The following is a 17,067-nucleotide window of genomic DNA, read 5'->3' on the forward strand; positions in this document are numbered from 1 at the left end:
CGCGAGCCGGGCCTTTTGCCCGGCGTTCTTGATTAAAGGGAGCGTGACACGGGCCATTCGGCATCGACAAGCATACGATATGACTAATCGTTGATGCAGTGCAGCACTGCGATGGATCGAAACTCCACCCTGCGCGTCCGCGGGGCCGGCGCTGTCGCGGCGGTCGACGGAAGCGTGCGGCCGGAGTCCGTGGGCGGTCCTGGCAGTCCCGTTCCCGCGGCGTGCGGCACCCCTCCGGCGGGCATGACGGCGCGCAGGGCTCCGCCCCGCAGGCCGGTCGCATCGCGGCTTCGCCTGGTGCTGGCGCGCGGGGCGGGAGCGGGAGATGCTCTCACCCTCCGGACCCGCCCCGGATGTCCGGCGAGGCCACGGCCATCGGGTGGCGGGACTCCGGCAACATGGACCGAGGATGCAGACCATGCCCGACCTCCCCTTTCGCACGGCGCTGATCATCGGGGCCGGCCCCGGCATCAGCGCCTCCCTCGCGCGTGCCCTGCGCGCGGCCGGGCTCGCGGTGGCGATGGCGGCGCGCGACGCCGGCAAGCTGGCGCCGCTGGCGGCCGAAACCGGGGCGGTGCCCTTTGCCGCCGATGCCTCGGACCCCAAGGCCGTGGAGGCCCTGTTCGAGGCGGTGGACGCGCGCATCGGCGCGCCGGAGGTCGTCATCTACAACGCCAGCGCCCGTGCCCAGGGCCCGCTGGCGGAGCTCGACCCGGAGGTGGTGCGCCGGGCGGTCGAGACCACCGCCTTCGGCGGCTTCCTGGCGGTGCGGCAGGCCGCGCGGCGGATGGAGCCCGAGGGACGGGGCGCCATCCTGCTCACGGGCGCCACCGCCAGCGTCAAGGGCTATGCCGGTTCCGCGGCCTTCGCCATGGGCAAGTTCGCCCTGCGCGGCCTGGCGCAGAGCGCGGCCCGGGAACTCGGGCCCAAGGGCATCCACGTGGCGCACGTCGTGATCGACGGCGGCGTCAGGAGCGAGCGGCGGCCGGAGCCGCCCGACCGCCCGGACAGCCTGCTGAGCCCCGATGGCATCGCCCAGACCTACCTCGACCTCCTGCGCCAGCCGCGCGACAGCTGGTCGCTCGAGGTTGAGCTGCGTCCCTGGACGGAGCGGTTCTGACCGGGCCCGGCGACCCGGCGGCACCTCAGCCGCCCGGTGTTGCGCCCCGTGTTTCGCCCGGTGCTTCGCCCCGTTATTCGCTTGGGGGCGCCGTGCCCTCGCGGCGCGCGGCGGAGGCCTCCGTGCTGAAGCCGCCGAGCTGGCGCGACAGCAGCTGCTTCAGCTCCCCCGCGATCGCGAGGTCGAAGCCCTGCCGGACCTCCATCACCACCAGCCGCGTGACCAGCGGCTCCACGATCGGCCGGCTGACCAGGGTTCCGGCCCGGACCTCCGCGCCGATGTTGACCGGCGCGAAGATCGTCCCGCCGAGCCCGGCCATGACCGCCTGCTTGCGCGACACCAGCCCGTCGATCTCGTGCACGATGTCGAGCGGCAGCCCGGCCTGCTGCGCCAGCCGTTCCATCAGGCGCCGGTCGGGCTTGCCGGCCGAGGGCAGGATGAGCCGCTGCGCGCAAAGATCGGCGAAGCGGATCGGCCCCTGCCCCGCGCCCGCGGGCGCCGAGGCGAAGACCATGGTATCGCGGAACATCGGCCGGCCCAGCGACCAGCGATCATCCGCCAGGTTGACCGCGAGGTCGACCTCGCCCCGCTGCACCATGTGGTGGCTGTCGATCGTCCAGGCCTCGGTGACGTAGAGCTCGATCCCCGGCATCTCGCGCGCGGCAAGGGACAGGATGTCCGGCACCCAGGGCGAGAAGGACGGGATCAGCGCCAGCCGCACCAGCCGGCGGGTCGCGCTGGCGATCCGCTTGCGGCGCGCGAATTCCCCTTCGGCGGAGGCGATGGCGTCCAGGATGCGGCGCGCGTGCCCGAGCAGGACCTGTCCCGCCGGCGTCAGGATCACGCCCTGGCGGAGCCGCTCGAAGAGCCGCTCGCCGAGTTCGTTTTCAAGCTCGCGCATGTGGTGGCTGAGGGCCGGCTGCGCGACCGAGAGGCTGCGGGCGGCGCCCGAGAAGGAGCCCGCCTCCGCGATGGCGACGAAGTAGCGGAGCCGGCGGGAGTCCAGCCTCGGGTCCATGAGGAGGCCATACAAGCTTTGTATGGGTGTTTCAATTCTCTCTATTAGGCACGGTCCGCCCCGCTCCCGTAGCCTGCCCGAACAAGAAGAACGCCCGGCGTGACCCACGCGATCATCCGGCCCCGGTTGGGCCGGACATCCCCGCGGGTCGCGACCGGGAAGCAGAAGAACGAACGGGGAGAGAAGACGTGAGGAGTTCCGCAGGTTTTTGCCTGTTGCTGGCGGCGTCGTGCCTGGGCGCCGGCATGGCCCTGCCGCAGGCGGCGCGCGCCGCCTCGGACGACGCGACGATCGTCCTGCCGGTGCCCTTCTCCAACATCGACGCGTGCAACATCAGCTCCGAGAGCGGCATCATCTCGCGCGAGAACATCGTCGAAACGCTGACGCAGCTCGACCCCGTGGACAGCAGCCCCAAGCCCCGCCTGGCGCTGAGCTGGCAGCAGACCGGCCCGCTCACCTGGCGCGTCGTGCTCCGGCAGGGGGTGAAGTTCCACGACGGGGCCAGTTTCGACAGCAAGGCGCTGGCGGCGGCGGTGGACCGGATGCTGGACCCGAAGCTCGAATGCCTGGACCGGCTGCGCTACATGCGCGACGTCGGGCTGACGGTAACGGTGGTCGACGATCACACGGTGGATCTCGGCACCAAGACGCCGCAGCCGCTGATGCCCGTGCTGATGGCCTATATCGGCGTCGGCTCGCCCAATTCCCCGCGCACCCTGTCGCGCGAGCCGGTGGGCACCGGCCCCTTTCGCATCGCCGGCTGGCGGGGCGACCAGCAGCTGACGGTGCAGCGCTTCGACGGCTACTGGGGCGAGAAGCCGGCGCTCGCGCGGGCGACCTACCTGTGGCGCGCCGAGCCCGCGCTGCGCGCGGCCATGGTGCAGGTCGGCGAGGCCGACGTCGCGCTCGCCATCGCGGCCACCGACGCCACCGACAAGCAGACCGACTTCGCTTACCAGAACGGCGAAACCACGCGCCTGCGCTTCGTGATGACCGCGCCGCTGGACGACATCCGCGTGCGCCGCGCGATGAACCTCGCCATCGACCGCGAAGGGCTGCGCGACGGGTTGTTCACCAAGGACTTCCAGATCGCGACGCAGTTCTTCGTGCCGCGCATCGCCGGCTACAACCCCGACCTCAAGCCCTGGCGCTTCGACCCGGCCGAGGCGAAGCGGCTGCTCGCCGCGGCCAAGGCCGACGGCGTTCCGGTGGATCGGGAGATCGTGCTGATCGCGCGCATCGGCTTCTTCCCGCAGGTGCAGGAAGCGATGGAGGCCATGATCCAGATGTGGAGCGATGTCGGGCTGAAGGTGCGGCTGCGCATGATGGATCGCGCGGAGTGGCTCAAGCTCGTCAACAAGCCCTTCGCCGAGAACCGCGGCCCGACCCTGATCCAGGAGCAGCACGACAACACCACCGGCGACGCCAGCTTCACCATGAACTTCCGCTACCGCTCGGACGGGCAGCAGTCGGAGATCGCGGTGCCGGCACTCGACCGCATCCTCGATCAGGCCAACGCGGCCTCGGGCGAGGAGCGGCGGAAGCTTTTCCAGGAGGCGAACCGCATGGCGGCCGAGGACATCGTGCCCGACGTGCTGATGTTCTACATGGTCAACTACATCCGCATCGCGCCACGGCTCGATTTCCGCCCGACCAACGTGAACAGCACGCAGCTCGAACTGTCGGATATCCACGTCCGCAACTGAGGAGAGTCAACCCGGGCGGCGCCCCGCCGGGGCACCGCTTCTTCCGTTGAGAGGACATGATCCGAGATGAAAGCCTACCTCCTCGGGCGAGCGCGCAACAGCGCGATCTCCCTGGCCGGGCTCATCGTGCTGGTCTTCTTTCTGGCGCGGCTGACCGGCAATCCCGCCGATCTTTACCTGCCCCTCGACGTTCCGGCCGAGGTGCGGCACGAGTTCTCCGAGGCGCACGGCTTCAACGACCCGCTGCTGGTGCAGTTCGGCCGCTTCGCGCTGGGCCTGCTGCAGCTCGACTTCGGTGACTCCATGCGCTTCCACGCGCCGGCGCTGACGCTGGTGCTGAACGCCTTTCCCACCAGCCTGGCGCTGGCCGCGCTGTCGATGGGCTTCGCGCTCGCTATCGCCGTGGTCACCGGCTCGCTCGGCGCCTGGCGTCCGGGCGGTGCCTTCGACCGGGTGACCAGCCTCCTGTCGCTGGCCGCCGCCAGCCTGCCGAACTTCTGGGTCGCCATCGTCGGCGTGCTGCTCTTCGCGGTGAACTGGCGGGTGCTGCCGACCTCGGGCACCGGCGGGTGGGAGCACTGGGTGCTGCCGGTGGCGGTGCTGGTGATCCGCCCCGCCGGCCTGCTGGCACAGGTGGTGCGCGGTTCCATGATGGGCACGCTGGGTGCTGGCTTCATCAAGACGGCACGCGCCAAGGGGGTGCAACAGCGCAGGATCATCTTCGTCCATGCGTTGCGCAACGCCATGCTGCCGGCGGTCACCGTCGCGGGCGACCAGGCCGCCGGGCTGATCAACGGCGCGGTGGTGGTGGAGGTGATCTTCGGCTTTCCCGGCATCGGCAAGCTGATGATCGACGCCATCACCTATCGCGACTTCACGGTGATCCAGGCCGGCGTGCTGGTGACCGCGGTGGCGATCTTCGTGCTGAACACCGCGGTGGACCTGTTCTACGCCCTTCTCGACCCCCGCATCAGGCACGCCTGAGATGAGCGACCATGCCCCCGCTCTCCCCATGCTGCCGGTCCTGCCGCACCGCCGCCCCGGTGCCCTGCGCGGTGCCTTCCTGCTGCTGTGGCGCGACAAGTTCGCCTTCGCGGCCGCGCTGTTCCTCGTGTTGCTGGCGCTCACGGCTATCGTCGGGCCGGAGCTGGTCGGCCGCGAGGCGCTGGCGATCAACCTGCGCGGCCGCAACATCGGCCCTTTCTCGGGCCAGGGCGGCTGGCTCTACGTGCTGGGCGCCGACAGCCTGGGCCGCTCCATCTTGGCCCGGCTGATCGTGGGCAGCCGCACCACGCTCTCCATCGCCGGCGGGGCGGTGCTCGGCGCGCTGATGATCGGCGGCGCGCTCGGCTTCGTGGCCGGCTTCGCGCGGGGTGCGCTCAGCAGCGTCATCCTGCGCATCGCCGACGTCGTGATGAGCTTCCCCTCGCTGCTGCTGGCGCTGATCGTGCTCTACGTGCTGGAGCCGCGGGTGGCCAACGTGGTGCTGGTGCTGATCGTCAGCCGCATCCCGATCTACCTGCGCACCGCGCGCGCCGAAACGCTGGAGGTGCGAGAGCGGATGTTCGTCGCCGCCGCCCGCGTGCTCGGCGCCTCGCCGGGGCGGCTGGTGCGGCGCCACGTCATGCCGATCGTGCTGCCCACGCTGATCACCGTGGCGACGCTGGAATTCGCCTTCGTGATGCTCTCGGAATCCAGCCTCAGCTTCCTGGGGCTCGGCGTGCAGGCGCCGGGCATCACCTGGGGGCTGATGGTGGCCGACGGGCGGGGCACGCTGGGCACGGCCTGGTGGCGCTCCTTCTGGCCGGGCCTCGCCATCACGCTGACGGCCATCTCCATCAACCTCGTCGCCAACTGGGTGCGCGTCCTCACCGACCCCGCCCAGCGCTGGCGCCTGGAAGCCCGGGCGGACACCGATGCCTGACACCACGCCTCACCTGCTCGCCGTCGAGAACCTGGCGGTGGAGTTCCACACCTCGGCCGGCCGCGTGCGCGCCGTGCGCGGCGTGAGCTGGCACCTCGATCGCGGCGAGACGCTGGCGATCCTGGGCGAGAGCGGCTCGGGCAAGAGCGTCAGCGCCGCGGCGGTGATGGGGCTGATCGACAGCCCGCCCGGCCACGTCACTGCCGGCCACGTCTTGTTCGAGGGCCGCGACCTCCTCACGATTACGGAGGAGGAGCGGCGCGGGATCAACGGGCGCCGCATCGCGATGGTGTTCCAGGACACGCTGGCGGCCCTCAACCCCGTGTATTCCGTAGGCTGGCAGATCACCGAGGCCTTCCGCGTCCACGGCGTTCCCCGGGCGCAAGGACGTGCCAGGGCGCTCGCGCTGCTGGAGCGCGTCGGCATCCCCGAGGCGGCGCACCGCTTCGACGACTACCCGCACCAGTTCTCCGGCGGGCAGCGGCAGCGCGTGATGATCGCCATGGCCCTCGCGCTGCGCCCCGACCTGCTGCTGGCGGACGAGCCGACCTCGGCGCTGGACGTCACGGTGCAGGCCGGCATCCTGGCGCTGCTGAAGGAGCTGCAGGCGGAAACCGGGATGGGCATCCTGCTCATCACTCACGACCTCGGCATCGTCGCGGAATTCGCCGACCGGGTGGCGGTGATGAACGGCGGCGAGGTGGTGGAAACCGGCACCGCCGCCGCCATCCTGCGGGCACCCCAGCATCCCTACACCAAGCGCCTGCTCGCCGCCCTGCCCGGCCGCGGTCCGCTGCCCGCGCCGCGCGCCCATGCGGAGGAACCGCTGCTGCGCGTCCACGAGCTGTCCAAGCACTACCTGGTCCGGCGCGGCATGTTCGGCGGTACGACGGGCGAAGTGTTCCGCGCGGTGGAGGGCGTCAGCTTCGAGCTGCGGCAGGGCGAGACGCTGGGCGTGGTGGGCGAGAGCGGCTCGGGCAAGTCCACCGTGGCGCGCACGCTGCTGGGGCTGGAAACACCCACGGGCGGGCAGATGCTCTACCGCGGCCAGGACATCGCGCACGCCACGCCGGCGGAGATGCGGCGCCTGCGCCGGCAGGTGCAGGTGGTGTTCCAGGATCCCACCGCCTCGCTGAACCCGCGCATGCGCATCGGCGAGATCATCGCCGAGCCCTGGGAGATCCATCCCGGCGTGCTGCCGCCATCCCAGCGCCCGGCGCGCGTGGCGGAGCTGCTGGAACAGGTGGGCCTGCGCCCGGAGCACGCACGGCGCTATCCGCACCAGTTCTCCGGCGGGCAACGGCAGCGCATCGCCATTGCCCGCGCCCTGGCGCTGCGGCCGGAGCTGATCATCTGCGACGAGGCGGTGTCGGCGCTGGACGTGTCCGTGCAGGCGCAGGTGATCGACCTGCTCAAGCAGCTGCGCGCGGAATACGGCCTGTCCTTCATCTTCATCGCGCACGACCTGCCCGTGGTGCGCGACTTCGCCGACCGGGTGCTGGTGATGCACCGTGGCCGCATCGTCGAGCAGGGCCCGACCGCGCAGATCTTCGGCAACCCGCGCGAGGCCTACACGCGCAACCTGATCTCGGCGAGCCCGTCGCTCGAGACCGGCCGGCGCCACGCGCCCCCCGCATCCCTGGCGAGCCCGATCCATGCTGCTTGATGACGACGCGGCGTTCCCGGCCGAGGAGGCCGCCGCCTTTCTCCACGCGCTGCGCCGGGACGGGCGCACCGTCGCGACCCTGCCGGAGATGCTGCAGCCGCGCAGCCTCGCCCAGGCCTATGCCGTGCAGGACGCCGCGCTGCGTCGCCTGGGGCCCGTGGGCGGCTGGAAGGTCGGGCCGCCCAAGCCGGACGGGCAGATCTTCTGCGCTCCCGTGCCGCAGTCGCTGGTGTTCCACGCCCCCGCAGCACTGCCCGTGCTGGCGCCGTCGCTGGAAGCGGAGGTGGAGGTCGGGCTGGTGCTGGGGCGCGACCTCGTTGCGGCGGATGCCGGGCTGGAGCCGGCGGCGCTCCGCGCGGCGGTCGCCACCGTGCACGTGGCGGTGGAGCTCCTCGCCTCGCGCTTCCGGGACCGCCGCGCCGTGGACAGCCTGCTGCCCCTCGCCGATGCGCAGAGCAACGCCGCGATCGTGCTGGGCCCCGCGCTCGGCGACGGTGCCCTGCTGGCGTTCGAGCAGCTGGACGCCGCGCTGTGGATCGACGGCCAGCCCGCCGGCAGCAGCCGGCGCGGCCCGTCGGGTGCTGCCATCCTGCGCAGCCTCGCTTGGCTGATCGGCCATGCGGCGGAGCGTGGCGTGGCGCTGCGCGCGGGCCAGGCGCTCGTCACCGGGGCCCGCGTGGGGCCCGTGCCGGTGCCGCACGGCGCCTTGCTGGAGGCCGAGCTCAGCCCGGGCGGCCGGATGTCGCTGCGCCTGCCGGCGCTGCAGGGCGCTGGCTAGCCAGGAGCTTTAGCCAGGGGCTCCCTGTCAAGGGACGCGCCATCCTGCGGGGTGGCGAGACAATCCCGGGACGGCGCGGCCGCTGGTCGCAGCCGCCCCGGGCAACAACAGGAGGAACAGCATGAATCTCGGTTTTCGCATCAAGGCGAACATGGAGCGCGTGAACCCGTCGCTCGTGTCTCGCGCGGCCGCCCTGCCGGTCGCCAATATCGGCGACGTGGCCTTTCGCATGCAGGCGATGCGCGGCGGCTTCCGCGGCTATGGCGGGCGGCGCACCGTTGCCGGACCGGCCCTGACCGTGCGGGCCCGCGCGGGCGACAACCTGATGCTGCACCGGGCGCTGGACCTGGCCGAGCCGGGCGACGTGGTGGTGTGCGACGGCGGCGGTGAGCTCGGCATCGCGCTGATGGGCGACATCATGGCGCGTCACGCGGTGTCGCGCGGCATCGCGGCCATCATCGTCGACGGCGCCGTGCGCGACATCGCCGAGCTGCAGCAGCTCGACCTCGGCGTCTGGGCGCGCGGCGCCACGCCGGCCGGCCCCTTCAAGGAAGGACCCGGCGAGGTCGGCTATCCCACTTCCTGCGGCGGGATCGTGGTCATGCCGGGCGACCTCGTGGCGGCGGATGGGGACGGCATCGTCGTGATCCCGCGCGCCGATGCCGGCACCATCGTCGCCGCGGCCGAGCGCCACGCCGAGAAGGAAGCCCGGTCGATCGCCGCGATCGCCGAGGGCAGGGCCGAGCGGGGCTGGGTCGAGGACACGCTGCGCAGCAAGGGCTGCCCCACCTGCGCCTCGTGAACCCCGGCCGCGCTGCCGCGGCGACGAGAAGCGGCGCCGGACCGGCAGTCGGCGCAGCTGATCCGCGCCGCCCGCCGGGCACCTGGGCCTGCAGCGGCGGCCAAGGGGGCGTCTAGGCACGCGTCGGTGGCGTCCGCGCGAAGCGCCGCGGAGGGGACGCGGCGACCGTGGTCAGCCGCCGCTCAGGCGCCTTGGCTGGCGCTGTCGCACGACGCACGGCGCCCAGGCATCACCCCGGGACACCCAAAGGACAGGCGGAGACGGGCGGGACGCCGGCTCCGCCTCCCGGGTCAGCGCACCACGCGTCCCGGCACCGGCGGCGCGCCGGTCGGACCAGGGCAAAGGCAGCGGCTGCCGGCCGGCTGCGGCCGCGCGATGTCGCAGATCAGCTGCTGCCGCCCCCAGTGGGATTCGATCGGGGCGTCGCAATGCAGGCCCACCGGCACGCGCGGCGGCGGTCCGTAGCCCGGGCCCGGCGGCGGGTAGTACCCCGGAGGTGGTGGGGGCGGCGGGTAGTAGCCCGGCGGAGGCGGCGGTGGCGGGGCATAGGGCGGCGCGTAGCCCGGTGGCCCGTAGCCGGGCGGCGGGTAATAGGGTTGTGCCACGGCCGTGCCGCCGGCCATCCCGGCCAGGAGCACCGCGAGCAGCAGGGGACGAGAACGCATCAGCCTTCCTTTCCGGGCGCCCCGGCGCATGACCCGCCGACGGGGCGAGGCTTTAAGCGTGATCGCCGGCCCCGGGTTGCGGAGATGGGGGTTGCGGGGGCGGAGATGCGCCTCCCCCGTGACCCTGGGCCGCCGCCGTGCTAGCCCGGCGATCCGATGCTCAAAGCCCTGCTGCGGCACCCCACGACGCTCGCCGCGGCGGCGCACCTGATCGGCCTCTACCTGGCCTTCGTCTACGCGACCACGCGCTGGACCTGGCTCGGCGTGCCCGCGATCACCGCCACGGCCGAGAGCGGCCAGCCCTTCATCGTGTCCTTCTGGCACGAGCGCCTGCCGATGATGCCGATGCTCTGGCGCCTCGCGCGGGGGCGCTTCCCGGCGCTGCGGCCGAAGCGCGCACACGTGCTGGTGTCGCGCCACCGCGACGGGCGCTTCATCGGCGACATCATCGGTCGCTTCCAACTGGACACGGTGCACGGCTCGACCTCGCGCGGCGGGGCCGCGGGGATGGTGGCGCTGCTGCGGCTGCTCGAGGCGGGCGACCTCGGTGCCATCACGCCCGACGGGCCGCGCGGGCCGCGCCGGCAGGCGGCCGCCGGCGTCGCGCAGATCGCCGCCACGGCCGGGGTGCCGGTGATCCCCTGCGCCGCTTCCACCACCCGCCGCCGCGTGCTGCGCTCCTGGGACCGCATGGTGCTGCCGCTGCCCTTCGGCCGCGGCGTGGTGGTGGTCTGCCCGCCCGTCACCGTGCGGCGCGACGAGGTGGAGGCCGGCCTCGCCGCCATCACCGCCGGCATGAACGAGGCCTGCGCGCTGGCCGACCGCTGGGTGGCCGCCGGCGGGCGGGACGCGGCCTGATGCGGCCCCTCCCCCGAGGGCAAGGAGTGCCGGGACAGGGGGTACCGGCCTCGCGGCCCGTGCCGCGCCGCCCGCGCCTCCGGCCGTCCCGCCCGGCCCCGGCACCCCTGTGCCGCCGCCCCGCCGCGCCGTCGCCCGACCCGCAGGCCGTCGCGGGCCCGCGGCGCGCTTGGGGCCGATCGCGGAGGAGCGCTCGCTGACGCCCGCGGGCCTCGCCTGGGCCGTGCTCGCCACCGCCACCGCGCCCTTGTGGCGGCTGCACCTCCGCCGCCGGCTGCGCCAGGGCAAGGAGCTTCCCGGCCGGCTGCCCGAGCGCTGGGGCGAGGATGCCGCGCGCCCGCCGGGCACGCTGCTGTGGCTCCACGCCGCCAGCGTGGGTGAAAGCCTGTCGCTGCTGCCGCTGCTGGAACAACTGCTGCCGGCACGACCGGACCTGCACTTCCTGGTCACCACCGGCACCGTCACCTCGGCCCGGCTGCTGCTGGAGCGCCTGCCACCGGCCCTGCGACCGCGCGTGATCCACCGCTTCGTGCCGCTGGACGTGCCGCGCTGGGCCGCGCGCTTCCTCCGGAACTGGCGGCCGGACGCGGGGGTCTTCGTGGAAAGCGAGCTCTGGCCCAACCTGCTCCGCGCCACGCGGCGGGCGGGCCTGCCGATGGTGCTGGTGAACGCCCGGCTGTCGGAAGGCTCGGCGCGCGGCTGGCGCTGGGCGCCGGGCCTGGCGCGCGAGGCACTGGGCGCCTTTCGCGCCGTGCTGACCCAGGGCGAGGAGGATGCGCGCCGCTTCCGGGCGCTGGGCGCCGGAACGGTCGTGGTCGCGGGCAACCTCAAATACGCGGCCGAGGCCCTGCCGGCCGACCCTGAGGCGCTGCGGCGGCTGCGCGACGCCCTGGGCGACCGCCCGGTGCTGCTGGCCGCCAGCACCCATCCTGGCGAGGAAGCGATCGTGGCAGCGGCCCATGCCCGGCTGCGGGAACGGCTGCCGAGGCTGCTGACGGTGATCGCCCCTCGCCATCCCGAGCGCGGCGAGGAGCTGGCGCGCGCCCTGCCCGGTACCCCGCGCCGCTCGGCCGGTGTTCTGCCGGCGCCGGGGGACGGGCTGTTCCTGGCCGACACGCTGGGCGAGCTCGGGCTGTTCTACCGCGTGGCGGGGGCGGCGCTGGTGGGGCGCTCGCTGCTGCCTCCCGGTGGCGGGCAGAACCCGCTGGAGCCCGCCCGCCTCGGCTGCCCGGTGATCCTCGGGCCCCATATGGGCAACTTCCGCGACATCACCGCCGCCCTGCTGGAGGCCGGCGGGGCGGTGCAGCTCGTCGTTCCCCACTTCCCGACCCAGGCGCCAGAGGCGCCCGTCGCCGAAGCGCTGGCCGAGGTCGCGGGCGACGTGCTAACCGATACGGATTGTGCCAGCCGGTTGCGCGATGCCGCGGCCGGGGTGGCGAGCGGCGCGGCCGGCGTGGCGGAGCGGATCGCGGAGGCGATCCTGCCGCTGCTGCCCGCCGCCAGCTGAACGGCGGCAGGCGCCGCGGATAAGGAAAAGGAACAAGCCAGGCCGATGCGTGCCCCCGAGTTCTGGAGCGGGGACGGAGGTGGCGTCCTGCCCTTCCTCCTGTCCCCCCTGGCGGCGCTCTATGCCGGCGCCACCGCGCGGCGCGTGCGGCAGCCCGGCTGGAACGCCCCCGTGCCGGTCATCTGCTGCGGCAACGTCACCGCCGGCGGGGCCGGCAAGACCACCCTGGCACTGGACCTCGGGCAGCGGCTGGCCCATCGCGGCGTGGCGGTGCACTTCCTGTCGCGCGGCTACGGCGGCGCGCTCAAGGGCCCGCTGCGCGTCGATCCCGCCAAGCACGACAGCCGCGACGTGGGCGACGAGGCGCTGCTGCTGGCGGCCGAGCAGCCGGCCTGGATCTCGGCCGACCGCGCGGCCGGTGCCCGGGCGGCGATCGCGGCCGGCGCCCAGGCGATCGTGCTGGATGACGGGCTGCAGAACCCGACGCTGGACAAGGACCTGTCGCTGCTGACGATCGACGGCTCCTACGGCTTCGGCAACGGCCGCGTGATCCCGGCCGGTCCCTTGCGCGAACCCGTGGCCAGTGCCGCCGCGCGCGCCCGGGCCGCGGTGCTGATCGGCGACGACGCGACCGGTGCCGTGGCGCAGCTGCCGCCGGGCCTGCCGGTGCTGCGCGCGCGCCTCATCCCCGGCCCCGAGGCGAAGATGCTGCGCGGCCAGCCGGTCTTCGCCTTCTGCGGCATCGGCAACCCGCGCAAGTTCTTCACCAGCCTGCAGGAAGCCGGCGCGGTGATCGCCGGCCGCGCGCCCTATGCCGACCACTACCCCTTCGATGCCGGCGACCTGCGCGACCTGCTGGCCGAGGCGGAGCGGCTGCGCGCCATTCCCGTGACCACCAAGAAGGACTTCGTGCGCCTGCCCCAGGCCTTCCGGGCGCGGGTCACGGTGCTGACCATCACCCTGCAGTGGGAAGAGCCGGCCTCGATCGAGATACTGCTCGACCCGCTGGCCGGCCGGGTGCCCGTTCCGGCCTGAGGCGCGGTTTCGGGCAACGGCCCTGAGCGCCACGGGCGAAGGAACCATCCCCCTGCCCGGCCGGCTGCCCGCCGCATCGGCGGGGCAGGCCGGGTGGCGGGCGGCCACGGCGGATGGGGTCGCCCGGCGGACACCGGCGCGGCAGCACGGGTGCAACAGCAAAGGCGCAACAACACCCGTGCGCCGGCGGAGGATCGCGCCCTGCCTCGCCGGCCGGGCACGCATGGAAACCGTTCCCGCCCTTTTCGCAGGCAGGCCACCGGAACGACGCCGCGCGACCGCACGCCCTGGCGGCAGAACGGCGCGCATGGCTGATCTGGCTTCGGCCGGGATGGGTTCTGCGCCTCGCGGCGGAGGTCCATAAGGCCCGCCAGTGGCCGGCGGGGAGTGCGCCGGAGCCCCGCCGGGAGTGTTGCGCCATCACGATGCCCGCCCAGACCACCGCCGCCGGCACCCGGCCCGCCGACGGCGCCGACCTCGACCTGGCCGCCGAGGCCGCGCAGATGCGCTACGCCTGGCGCGTCTTCTCGGTCACGACGCTGGGCGTGATGCTGGTGTTCATCAACAGCTCGACCCTCAACGTCGCGCTGCCAGTGGTGTCGCGGCACTTCGGCGCGACGCCGGGCCAGGCGAGCTGGATCCTGCTGTCCTACATGCTGGTGAACACCATCTTCATCCTGGTGTTCGGGCGGCTGGCCGACCTGATCGGCAGGCGGCGGCTCTACCTGCTGGGCCTCGCGGTCTTCGTGCTGGGCGGCTGCGCCTGCGGCTTCGCGCCTTCCGCCAACTGGCTCATCGCCTTTCGCGTGGTGCAGGCGATCGGCGGCGCCGCGATCATCACCAACACCACCGCGCTGCTGACCGACGCCTTCCCCAAGCACGCGCTGAGCATCGGGCTCGGCATGAATTCCTCGGCCGCGGCGGCCGCGCAGGTTCTGGGGCCGGTGGTGGGCGGCGCGGTGGCGACGTGGTTCGGATGGCGCGCGGTGTTCCTGTTCAACCTGCCGATCGGCCTCGTGGCGCTGGTCTGGGCCGGCATGACGCTGCGCGGCGTGCGCTTCCGCACCGAGGAACGCTTCGACCTGCTGGGCGCGGTGCTGTCGCTGCTGATGCTGGGCGGCTTCATCGTGGCGTTGTCGATGGGCGGCTCGCAGGGCTGGGACAGCGCGGTGGTGATCCTGGGCGCGCTGGTGGCGGTTCTGGTCGCGCCGGTCTTCCTGCTGTCGCAGCTGCGCCGGCGCGACCCGCTGGTGGACCTGTCGCTGTTTCGCGACCGCGACCGCGGCTTCGCCTACGTCACCACGACGCTGATGCCGCTGGTGACCGCGGGCACGGTGCTGATCAGCTCACTGTTTCTGCAGGCGGTGCAGGGCTACGATGCCTTCGGGGCGGGCTGGCGGGTGATGCCGGCGGCGCTGGGCACCATGACGGCGGCGCTGTGCTCCGGCCGGCTGCTGCGGCGCTTCTCCTCCTCGACCCTGTGCGCCACGGGCATGAGCCTTGCGGGCGTGGGGCTGGCGGTGCTGCTGGTGAACCTGCGCGCCGACATCCCCTACCCGCTGGTGGGCGCCGGGCTGCTGCTGCTGGGCCTGGGGTCGGGCACCTTCCTCACCCCCAATACCAGCAGCATCATGATCAGCGTGCCGTCCAACCGGCGCGGCATCGCCAACGGCATCCGCTCGATGCTGCAGAACACCGGGCAGGTGTCGGGCGCGGCGCTGTCGCTGGCCATCATCACCAGCCCGCTGGCGATCGAGGCCAAGCGGGCGGTCTACAGCGGCGCGGTGCGGCACTTCACGGCGGAAGACCTGGCGGCGCTGCTGGGCAGCTACCGCGTGGCGCTGTCGGTGCTGCTGTTCTTCTGCGTCCTGGGCGCGGTGCTGTCGCTGCTGCGCCGGACCCGCCGCTGAGGTCCGGGCGGAACGGGCTGGCCTTTCGCGCGCCCGCGTAAGCTCCGGGCGCGACGCGGGCGGTCCGGTGAGGCAGTCCGGTGGGGCGGCGTCCTGCGCCCGGCCGTGCGCAGCCGGCCTCCGGAATCGGTCCCACTGTGGCAACCGGAAAATCTTTTTTTATTCTCTTGTCGTAATTAATAGGGGATGTCACGTTTCCGCGAACAAAGGACGGTGAATGTTTGCTGACGGAAGCCCGAAGCGCCGATCGGTGCCGGCTGCCCTGAGCGCGACTGTCCCGCCCGGAGCGCAGGAGCACGTTTGATGAACGGCAGCAACGTGGACTTCCAATCGCTGACCTACGGTTACGAGCAGAGCTCGGCTTATAAGTTCGGGACGCTGGATTATTATGACCGGGTCACCCCCGCCGATGGCAACGGGCTGAACTTCCACGTTTATCATCTGCCGCCGCAACCGGACGGGCAATACAGCCAGTTCACGGTCACCATGACCGAGCCCAGCACGAGCACGGTCGATATCTGGGAACACCAGCCTTCCGCGCCGGATTGGCCGGGAAATCATTCCACGGGTTATATCTCCTACCATTCGGGGGATGCCTTCGTCGTCAACGCTTATCAGGGCACCGCGCTGTTTCAGTACCTGTTCACCAATGCCCCGATCGGTGACGGGGCCGTGACGGTTTACCCCAACAACAGCGCCCAGGCCGGCACCTTCACGCCCCCCTGCTACGCCGCCGGCAGCCATATCCTGACGAGCCGGGGCGGGGTGGCGGTGGAGGCGCTGCGGGAGGGTGACCTCGTGGTGACGCATGACGGCGCGCTGCGGCCGGTGACCTGGATCGGCCACCGCAGGGTCGACCCGGCGCGCATGCCGCGGCCCGAGGATGCCTGCCCGACCCGCATCCGCGCCCACGCCTTCGGCGAGGGCCTCCCGCACCGCGACCTGCGCCTGTCGCCCAATCATTCCGTGTTCGTGGACGGCGCGCTGGTGCCCATCCGCCATCTCGTCAACGGCGTCACCATCCTGCGGGAACCGGCCCTGCCGGTGACCTACTACCACGTGGAACTGCCCGAGCACGCCATCCTGCTGGCGGAGGGCCTGCCGGCCGAAAGCTACCTCGATACCGGCAACCGCTTCGCCTTCGGCAGCGGTGGCCCGGTGGTCTCGCTCCATCCGCTGTCGGCGCAGGACCTGTGGGAGGCCAGGGCCTGCGCGCCGAAGCTGGACAGCGGCCCCGGGCTCGACGCGCTGCGCCGGAAGCTGATCGCGCGGGCGGAGGAACTCGGCTTCGCCTCGACCAGCGATCCCGACACGAGGCTGGTGCTGGACGGGACGGAGATCGCGCCCGCGTGGCAGGACCGCGACGTGATCGTGTTCAACCTGCCGGCGGGGTGCTGGCACGACATCCAGCTGCGCTCGCGCGCGGAGGTGTCGGCCTGGATCCACGGCAATGCCGACGACCGCAGGCTCGGCCTCGCGCTGGAACAGCTCGTGCTGCGCGGCCCGCATGCCGAGATGGTGATCGGCGCGCATGCCGACGAGTTGTGCATCGGCTTCCACGGCCCCGAAGCGAATGACGGGTATCGCTGGCGCTGGACGGATGGCGAGGCGCGGCTGCCGACCGGCCCCTTCACACTCTTTCCCGCGGGCTGCCAGCTCACGATCCGGCTCCGCACCGGCATGACCTACTGGCTGGCCGGAACGGCGAACATGCCGGAGGAGGATCGGCAGCGGCAGGCCGTCTGAGCCCGCCGTCCGGGCGCAGAAGGTTCTGGGGGGTTCCACCGGCGCACTCCGCCGGCCCGCCTGGCCGGCACCCTCGCTTCCGGGCGGCCGGTCATGGTGCAGGGTGACCCAGGGAGCACGCCGGCTCCGGCGGGCAGCATCCACTTCGGCCGGCCGAGTTCGACCTCCGCGCCTTTCCCGGGCCCGCGTCGGCAGTGTCGAAAAACCTGCCGGCGCTTCCGCGCGTTCGCGCGCGCCCTGTCACGCTGCGCGCCAGAGCGATTTCCATCGCCCGGCTGCCAGAAATCGCTCTAGGCTTTTGTTTTCCCGAGCATCTTCACCCGACCGGGATC

Annotated in this window: 14 protein-coding genes; 12 read left to right on the plus strand and 2 right to left on the minus strand. The window is 72.6% G+C overall.

Features of this window, described 5'->3' with window-relative positions; genetic code table 11:
- The first annotated feature begins 418 nt into the window (after positions 1 to 418).
- Positions 419 to 1,120 (plus strand): SDR family NAD(P)-dependent oxidoreductase, encoded by a 702-nt coding sequence (locus tag ACFFGY_RS22485; RefSeq protein WP_377046778.1) that lies wholly within the window; start codon positions 419 to 421, stop codon positions 1,118 to 1,120.
- A 73-nt stretch (positions 1,121 to 1,193) separates the two neighbouring features.
- Here ACFFGY_RS22485 and ACFFGY_RS22490 read toward each other — a convergent pair whose 3' ends face one another.
- Positions 1,194 to 2,138, minus strand: coding sequence for a LysR family transcriptional regulator (locus ACFFGY_RS22490; protein WP_377046779.1), 945 nt, complete (start codon positions 2,136 to 2,138; stop codon positions 1,194 to 1,196).
- A gap of 188 nt (positions 2,139 to 2,326) precedes the next feature.
- On the opposite strand from ACFFGY_RS22490, the gene ACFFGY_RS22495 reads away from it, so the two are divergent.
- From ACFFGY_RS22495 to ACFFGY_RS22520, 6 genes are all read left to right on the plus strand, one after another.
- Complete coding sequence (locus ACFFGY_RS22495; RefSeq protein ID WP_377046780.1) at positions 2,327 to 3,844, plus strand: ABC transporter substrate-binding protein; 1,518 nt, start codon at positions 2,327 to 2,329, stop codon at positions 3,842 to 3,844.
- Positions 3,845 to 3,910: 66 nt separating this feature from the next.
- The gene (locus tag ACFFGY_RS22500; RefSeq protein ID WP_377046781.1) at positions 3,911 to 4,828 is read left to right on the plus strand and encodes an ABC transporter permease; all 918 of its coding nucleotides are present in this window, start codon (positions 3,911 to 3,913) and stop codon (positions 4,826 to 4,828) included.
- 1 nt (position 4,829) lies between these two features.
- Positions 4,830 to 5,768 carry an ABC transporter permease gene (locus tag ACFFGY_RS22505; protein WP_377046782.1) on the plus strand — a complete coding sequence of 313 codons (939 nt, stop codon included), beginning with the start codon at positions 4,830 to 4,832 and terminating at the stop codon, positions 5,766 to 5,768.
- A complete protein-coding gene (locus ACFFGY_RS22510) occupies positions 5,761 to 7,434 on the plus strand; it encodes an ABC transporter ATP-binding protein (RefSeq protein WP_377046783.1) in 1,674 nt (557 codons plus the stop codon). Before ACFFGY_RS22505 ends, ACFFGY_RS22510 begins: the two co-directional genes overlap by 8 nt.
- Positions 7,424 to 8,212: a fumarylacetoacetate hydrolase family protein gene (locus ACFFGY_RS22515; RefSeq protein WP_377046784.1), complete on the plus strand. Its 789-nt coding sequence runs from the start codon at positions 7,424 to 7,426 to the stop codon at positions 8,210 to 8,212. Before ACFFGY_RS22510 ends, ACFFGY_RS22515 begins: the two co-directional genes overlap by 11 nt.
- A 121-nt stretch (positions 8,213 to 8,333) precedes the next feature.
- Positions 8,334 to 9,014, plus strand: coding sequence for an RraA family protein (locus ACFFGY_RS22520; RefSeq protein WP_377046785.1), 681 nt, complete (start codon positions 8,334 to 8,336; stop codon positions 9,012 to 9,014).
- Between the two features lie 290 nt (positions 9,015 to 9,304).
- Here ACFFGY_RS22520 and ACFFGY_RS22525 read toward each other — a convergent pair whose 3' ends face one another.
- Positions 9,305 to 9,679 (minus strand): hypothetical protein, encoded by a 375-nt coding sequence (locus tag ACFFGY_RS22525; RefSeq protein WP_377046787.1) that lies wholly within the window; start codon positions 9,677 to 9,679, stop codon positions 9,305 to 9,307.
- A 156-nt stretch (positions 9,680 to 9,835) separates the two neighbouring features.
- Here ACFFGY_RS22525 and ACFFGY_RS22530 point away from each other — a divergent pair, with 156 nt between their 5' ends.
- The 5 genes from ACFFGY_RS22530 to ACFFGY_RS22550 all read left to right on the plus strand — a co-directional run bounded on the left by ACFFGY_RS22530 (position 9,836) and on the right by ACFFGY_RS22550 (position 16,735).
- Positions 9,836 to 10,537, plus strand: coding sequence for a lysophospholipid acyltransferase family protein (locus ACFFGY_RS22530; protein ID WP_377046788.1), 702 nt, complete (start codon positions 9,836 to 9,838; stop codon positions 10,535 to 10,537).
- Positions 10,538 to 10,706: 169 nt separating this feature from the next.
- Positions 10,707 to 12,044: a 3-deoxy-D-manno-octulosonic acid transferase gene (locus ACFFGY_RS22535; protein ID WP_377046789.1), complete on the plus strand. Its 1,338-nt coding sequence runs from the start codon at positions 10,707 to 10,709 to the stop codon at positions 12,042 to 12,044.
- Between the two features lie 45 nt (positions 12,045 to 12,089).
- Positions 12,090 to 13,079 carry a tetraacyldisaccharide 4'-kinase gene (lpxK, locus tag ACFFGY_RS22540; RefSeq protein WP_377046790.1) on the plus strand — a complete coding sequence of 330 codons (990 nt, stop codon included), beginning with the start codon at positions 12,090 to 12,092 and terminating at the stop codon, positions 13,077 to 13,079.
- 425 nt (positions 13,080 to 13,504) lie between these two features.
- Positions 13,505 to 14,989 (plus strand): MFS transporter, encoded by a 1,485-nt coding sequence (locus tag ACFFGY_RS22545; RefSeq protein ID WP_377046791.1) that lies wholly within the window; start codon positions 13,505 to 13,507, stop codon positions 14,987 to 14,989.
- 303 nt (positions 14,990 to 15,292) lie between these two features.
- Complete coding sequence (locus ACFFGY_RS22550; protein ID WP_377046792.1) at positions 15,293 to 16,735, plus strand: Hint domain-containing protein; 1,443 nt, start codon at positions 15,293 to 15,295, stop codon at positions 16,733 to 16,735.
- The last annotated feature ends 332 nt before the right edge of the window (positions 16,736 to 17,067 follow it).

Source organism: Roseomonas elaeocarpi (assembly GCF_042433915.1).
Taxonomy (GTDB): Bacteria; Pseudomonadota; Alphaproteobacteria; order Acetobacterales; family Acetobacteraceae; genus Roseomonas; species Roseomonas elaeocarpi.

Excerpts from the sequence above, each read along its gene's own strand:
- ACFFGY_RS22485 (WP_377046778.1), top strand. The coding sequence starts at position 419 with ATGCCCGACCTCCCCTTTCGCACGGCGCTGATCATCGGGGCCGGCCCC.
- ACFFGY_RS22490 (WP_377046779.1), bottom strand. The coding sequence starts at position 2,138 with ATGGACCCGAGGCTGGACTCCCGCCGGCTCCGCTACTTCGTCGCCATC.
- ACFFGY_RS22500 (WP_377046781.1), top strand. The coding sequence starts at position 3,911 with ATGAAAGCCTACCTCCTCGGGCGAGCGCGCAACAGCGCGATCTCCCTG.
- ACFFGY_RS22505 (WP_377046782.1), top strand. The coding sequence starts at position 4,830 with ATGAGCGACCATGCCCCCGCTCTCCCCATGCTGCCGGTCCTGCCGCAC.
- ACFFGY_RS22510 (WP_377046783.1), top strand. The coding sequence starts at position 5,761 with ATGCCTGACACCACGCCTCACCTGCTCGCCGTCGAGAACCTGGCGGTG.
- ACFFGY_RS22515 (WP_377046784.1), top strand. The coding sequence starts at position 7,424 with ATGCTGCTTGATGACGACGCGGCGTTCCCGGCCGAGGAGGCCGCCGCC.
- ACFFGY_RS22520 (WP_377046785.1), top strand. The coding sequence starts at position 8,334 with ATGAATCTCGGTTTTCGCATCAAGGCGAACATGGAGCGCGTGAACCCG.
- ACFFGY_RS22525 (WP_377046787.1), bottom strand. The coding sequence starts at position 9,679 with ATGCGTTCTCGTCCCCTGCTGCTCGCGGTGCTCCTGGCCGGGATGGCC.
- ACFFGY_RS22530 (WP_377046788.1), top strand. The coding sequence starts at position 9,836 with ATGCTCAAAGCCCTGCTGCGGCACCCCACGACGCTCGCCGCGGCGGCG.
- lpxK (WP_377046790.1), top strand. The coding sequence starts at position 12,090 with ATGCGTGCCCCCGAGTTCTGGAGCGGGGACGGAGGTGGCGTCCTGCCC.
- ACFFGY_RS22545 (WP_377046791.1), top strand. The coding sequence starts at position 13,505 with ATGCCCGCCCAGACCACCGCCGCCGGCACCCGGCCCGCCGACGGCGCC.
- ACFFGY_RS22550 (WP_377046792.1), top strand. The coding sequence starts at position 15,293 with ATGAACGGCAGCAACGTGGACTTCCAATCGCTGACCTACGGTTACGAG.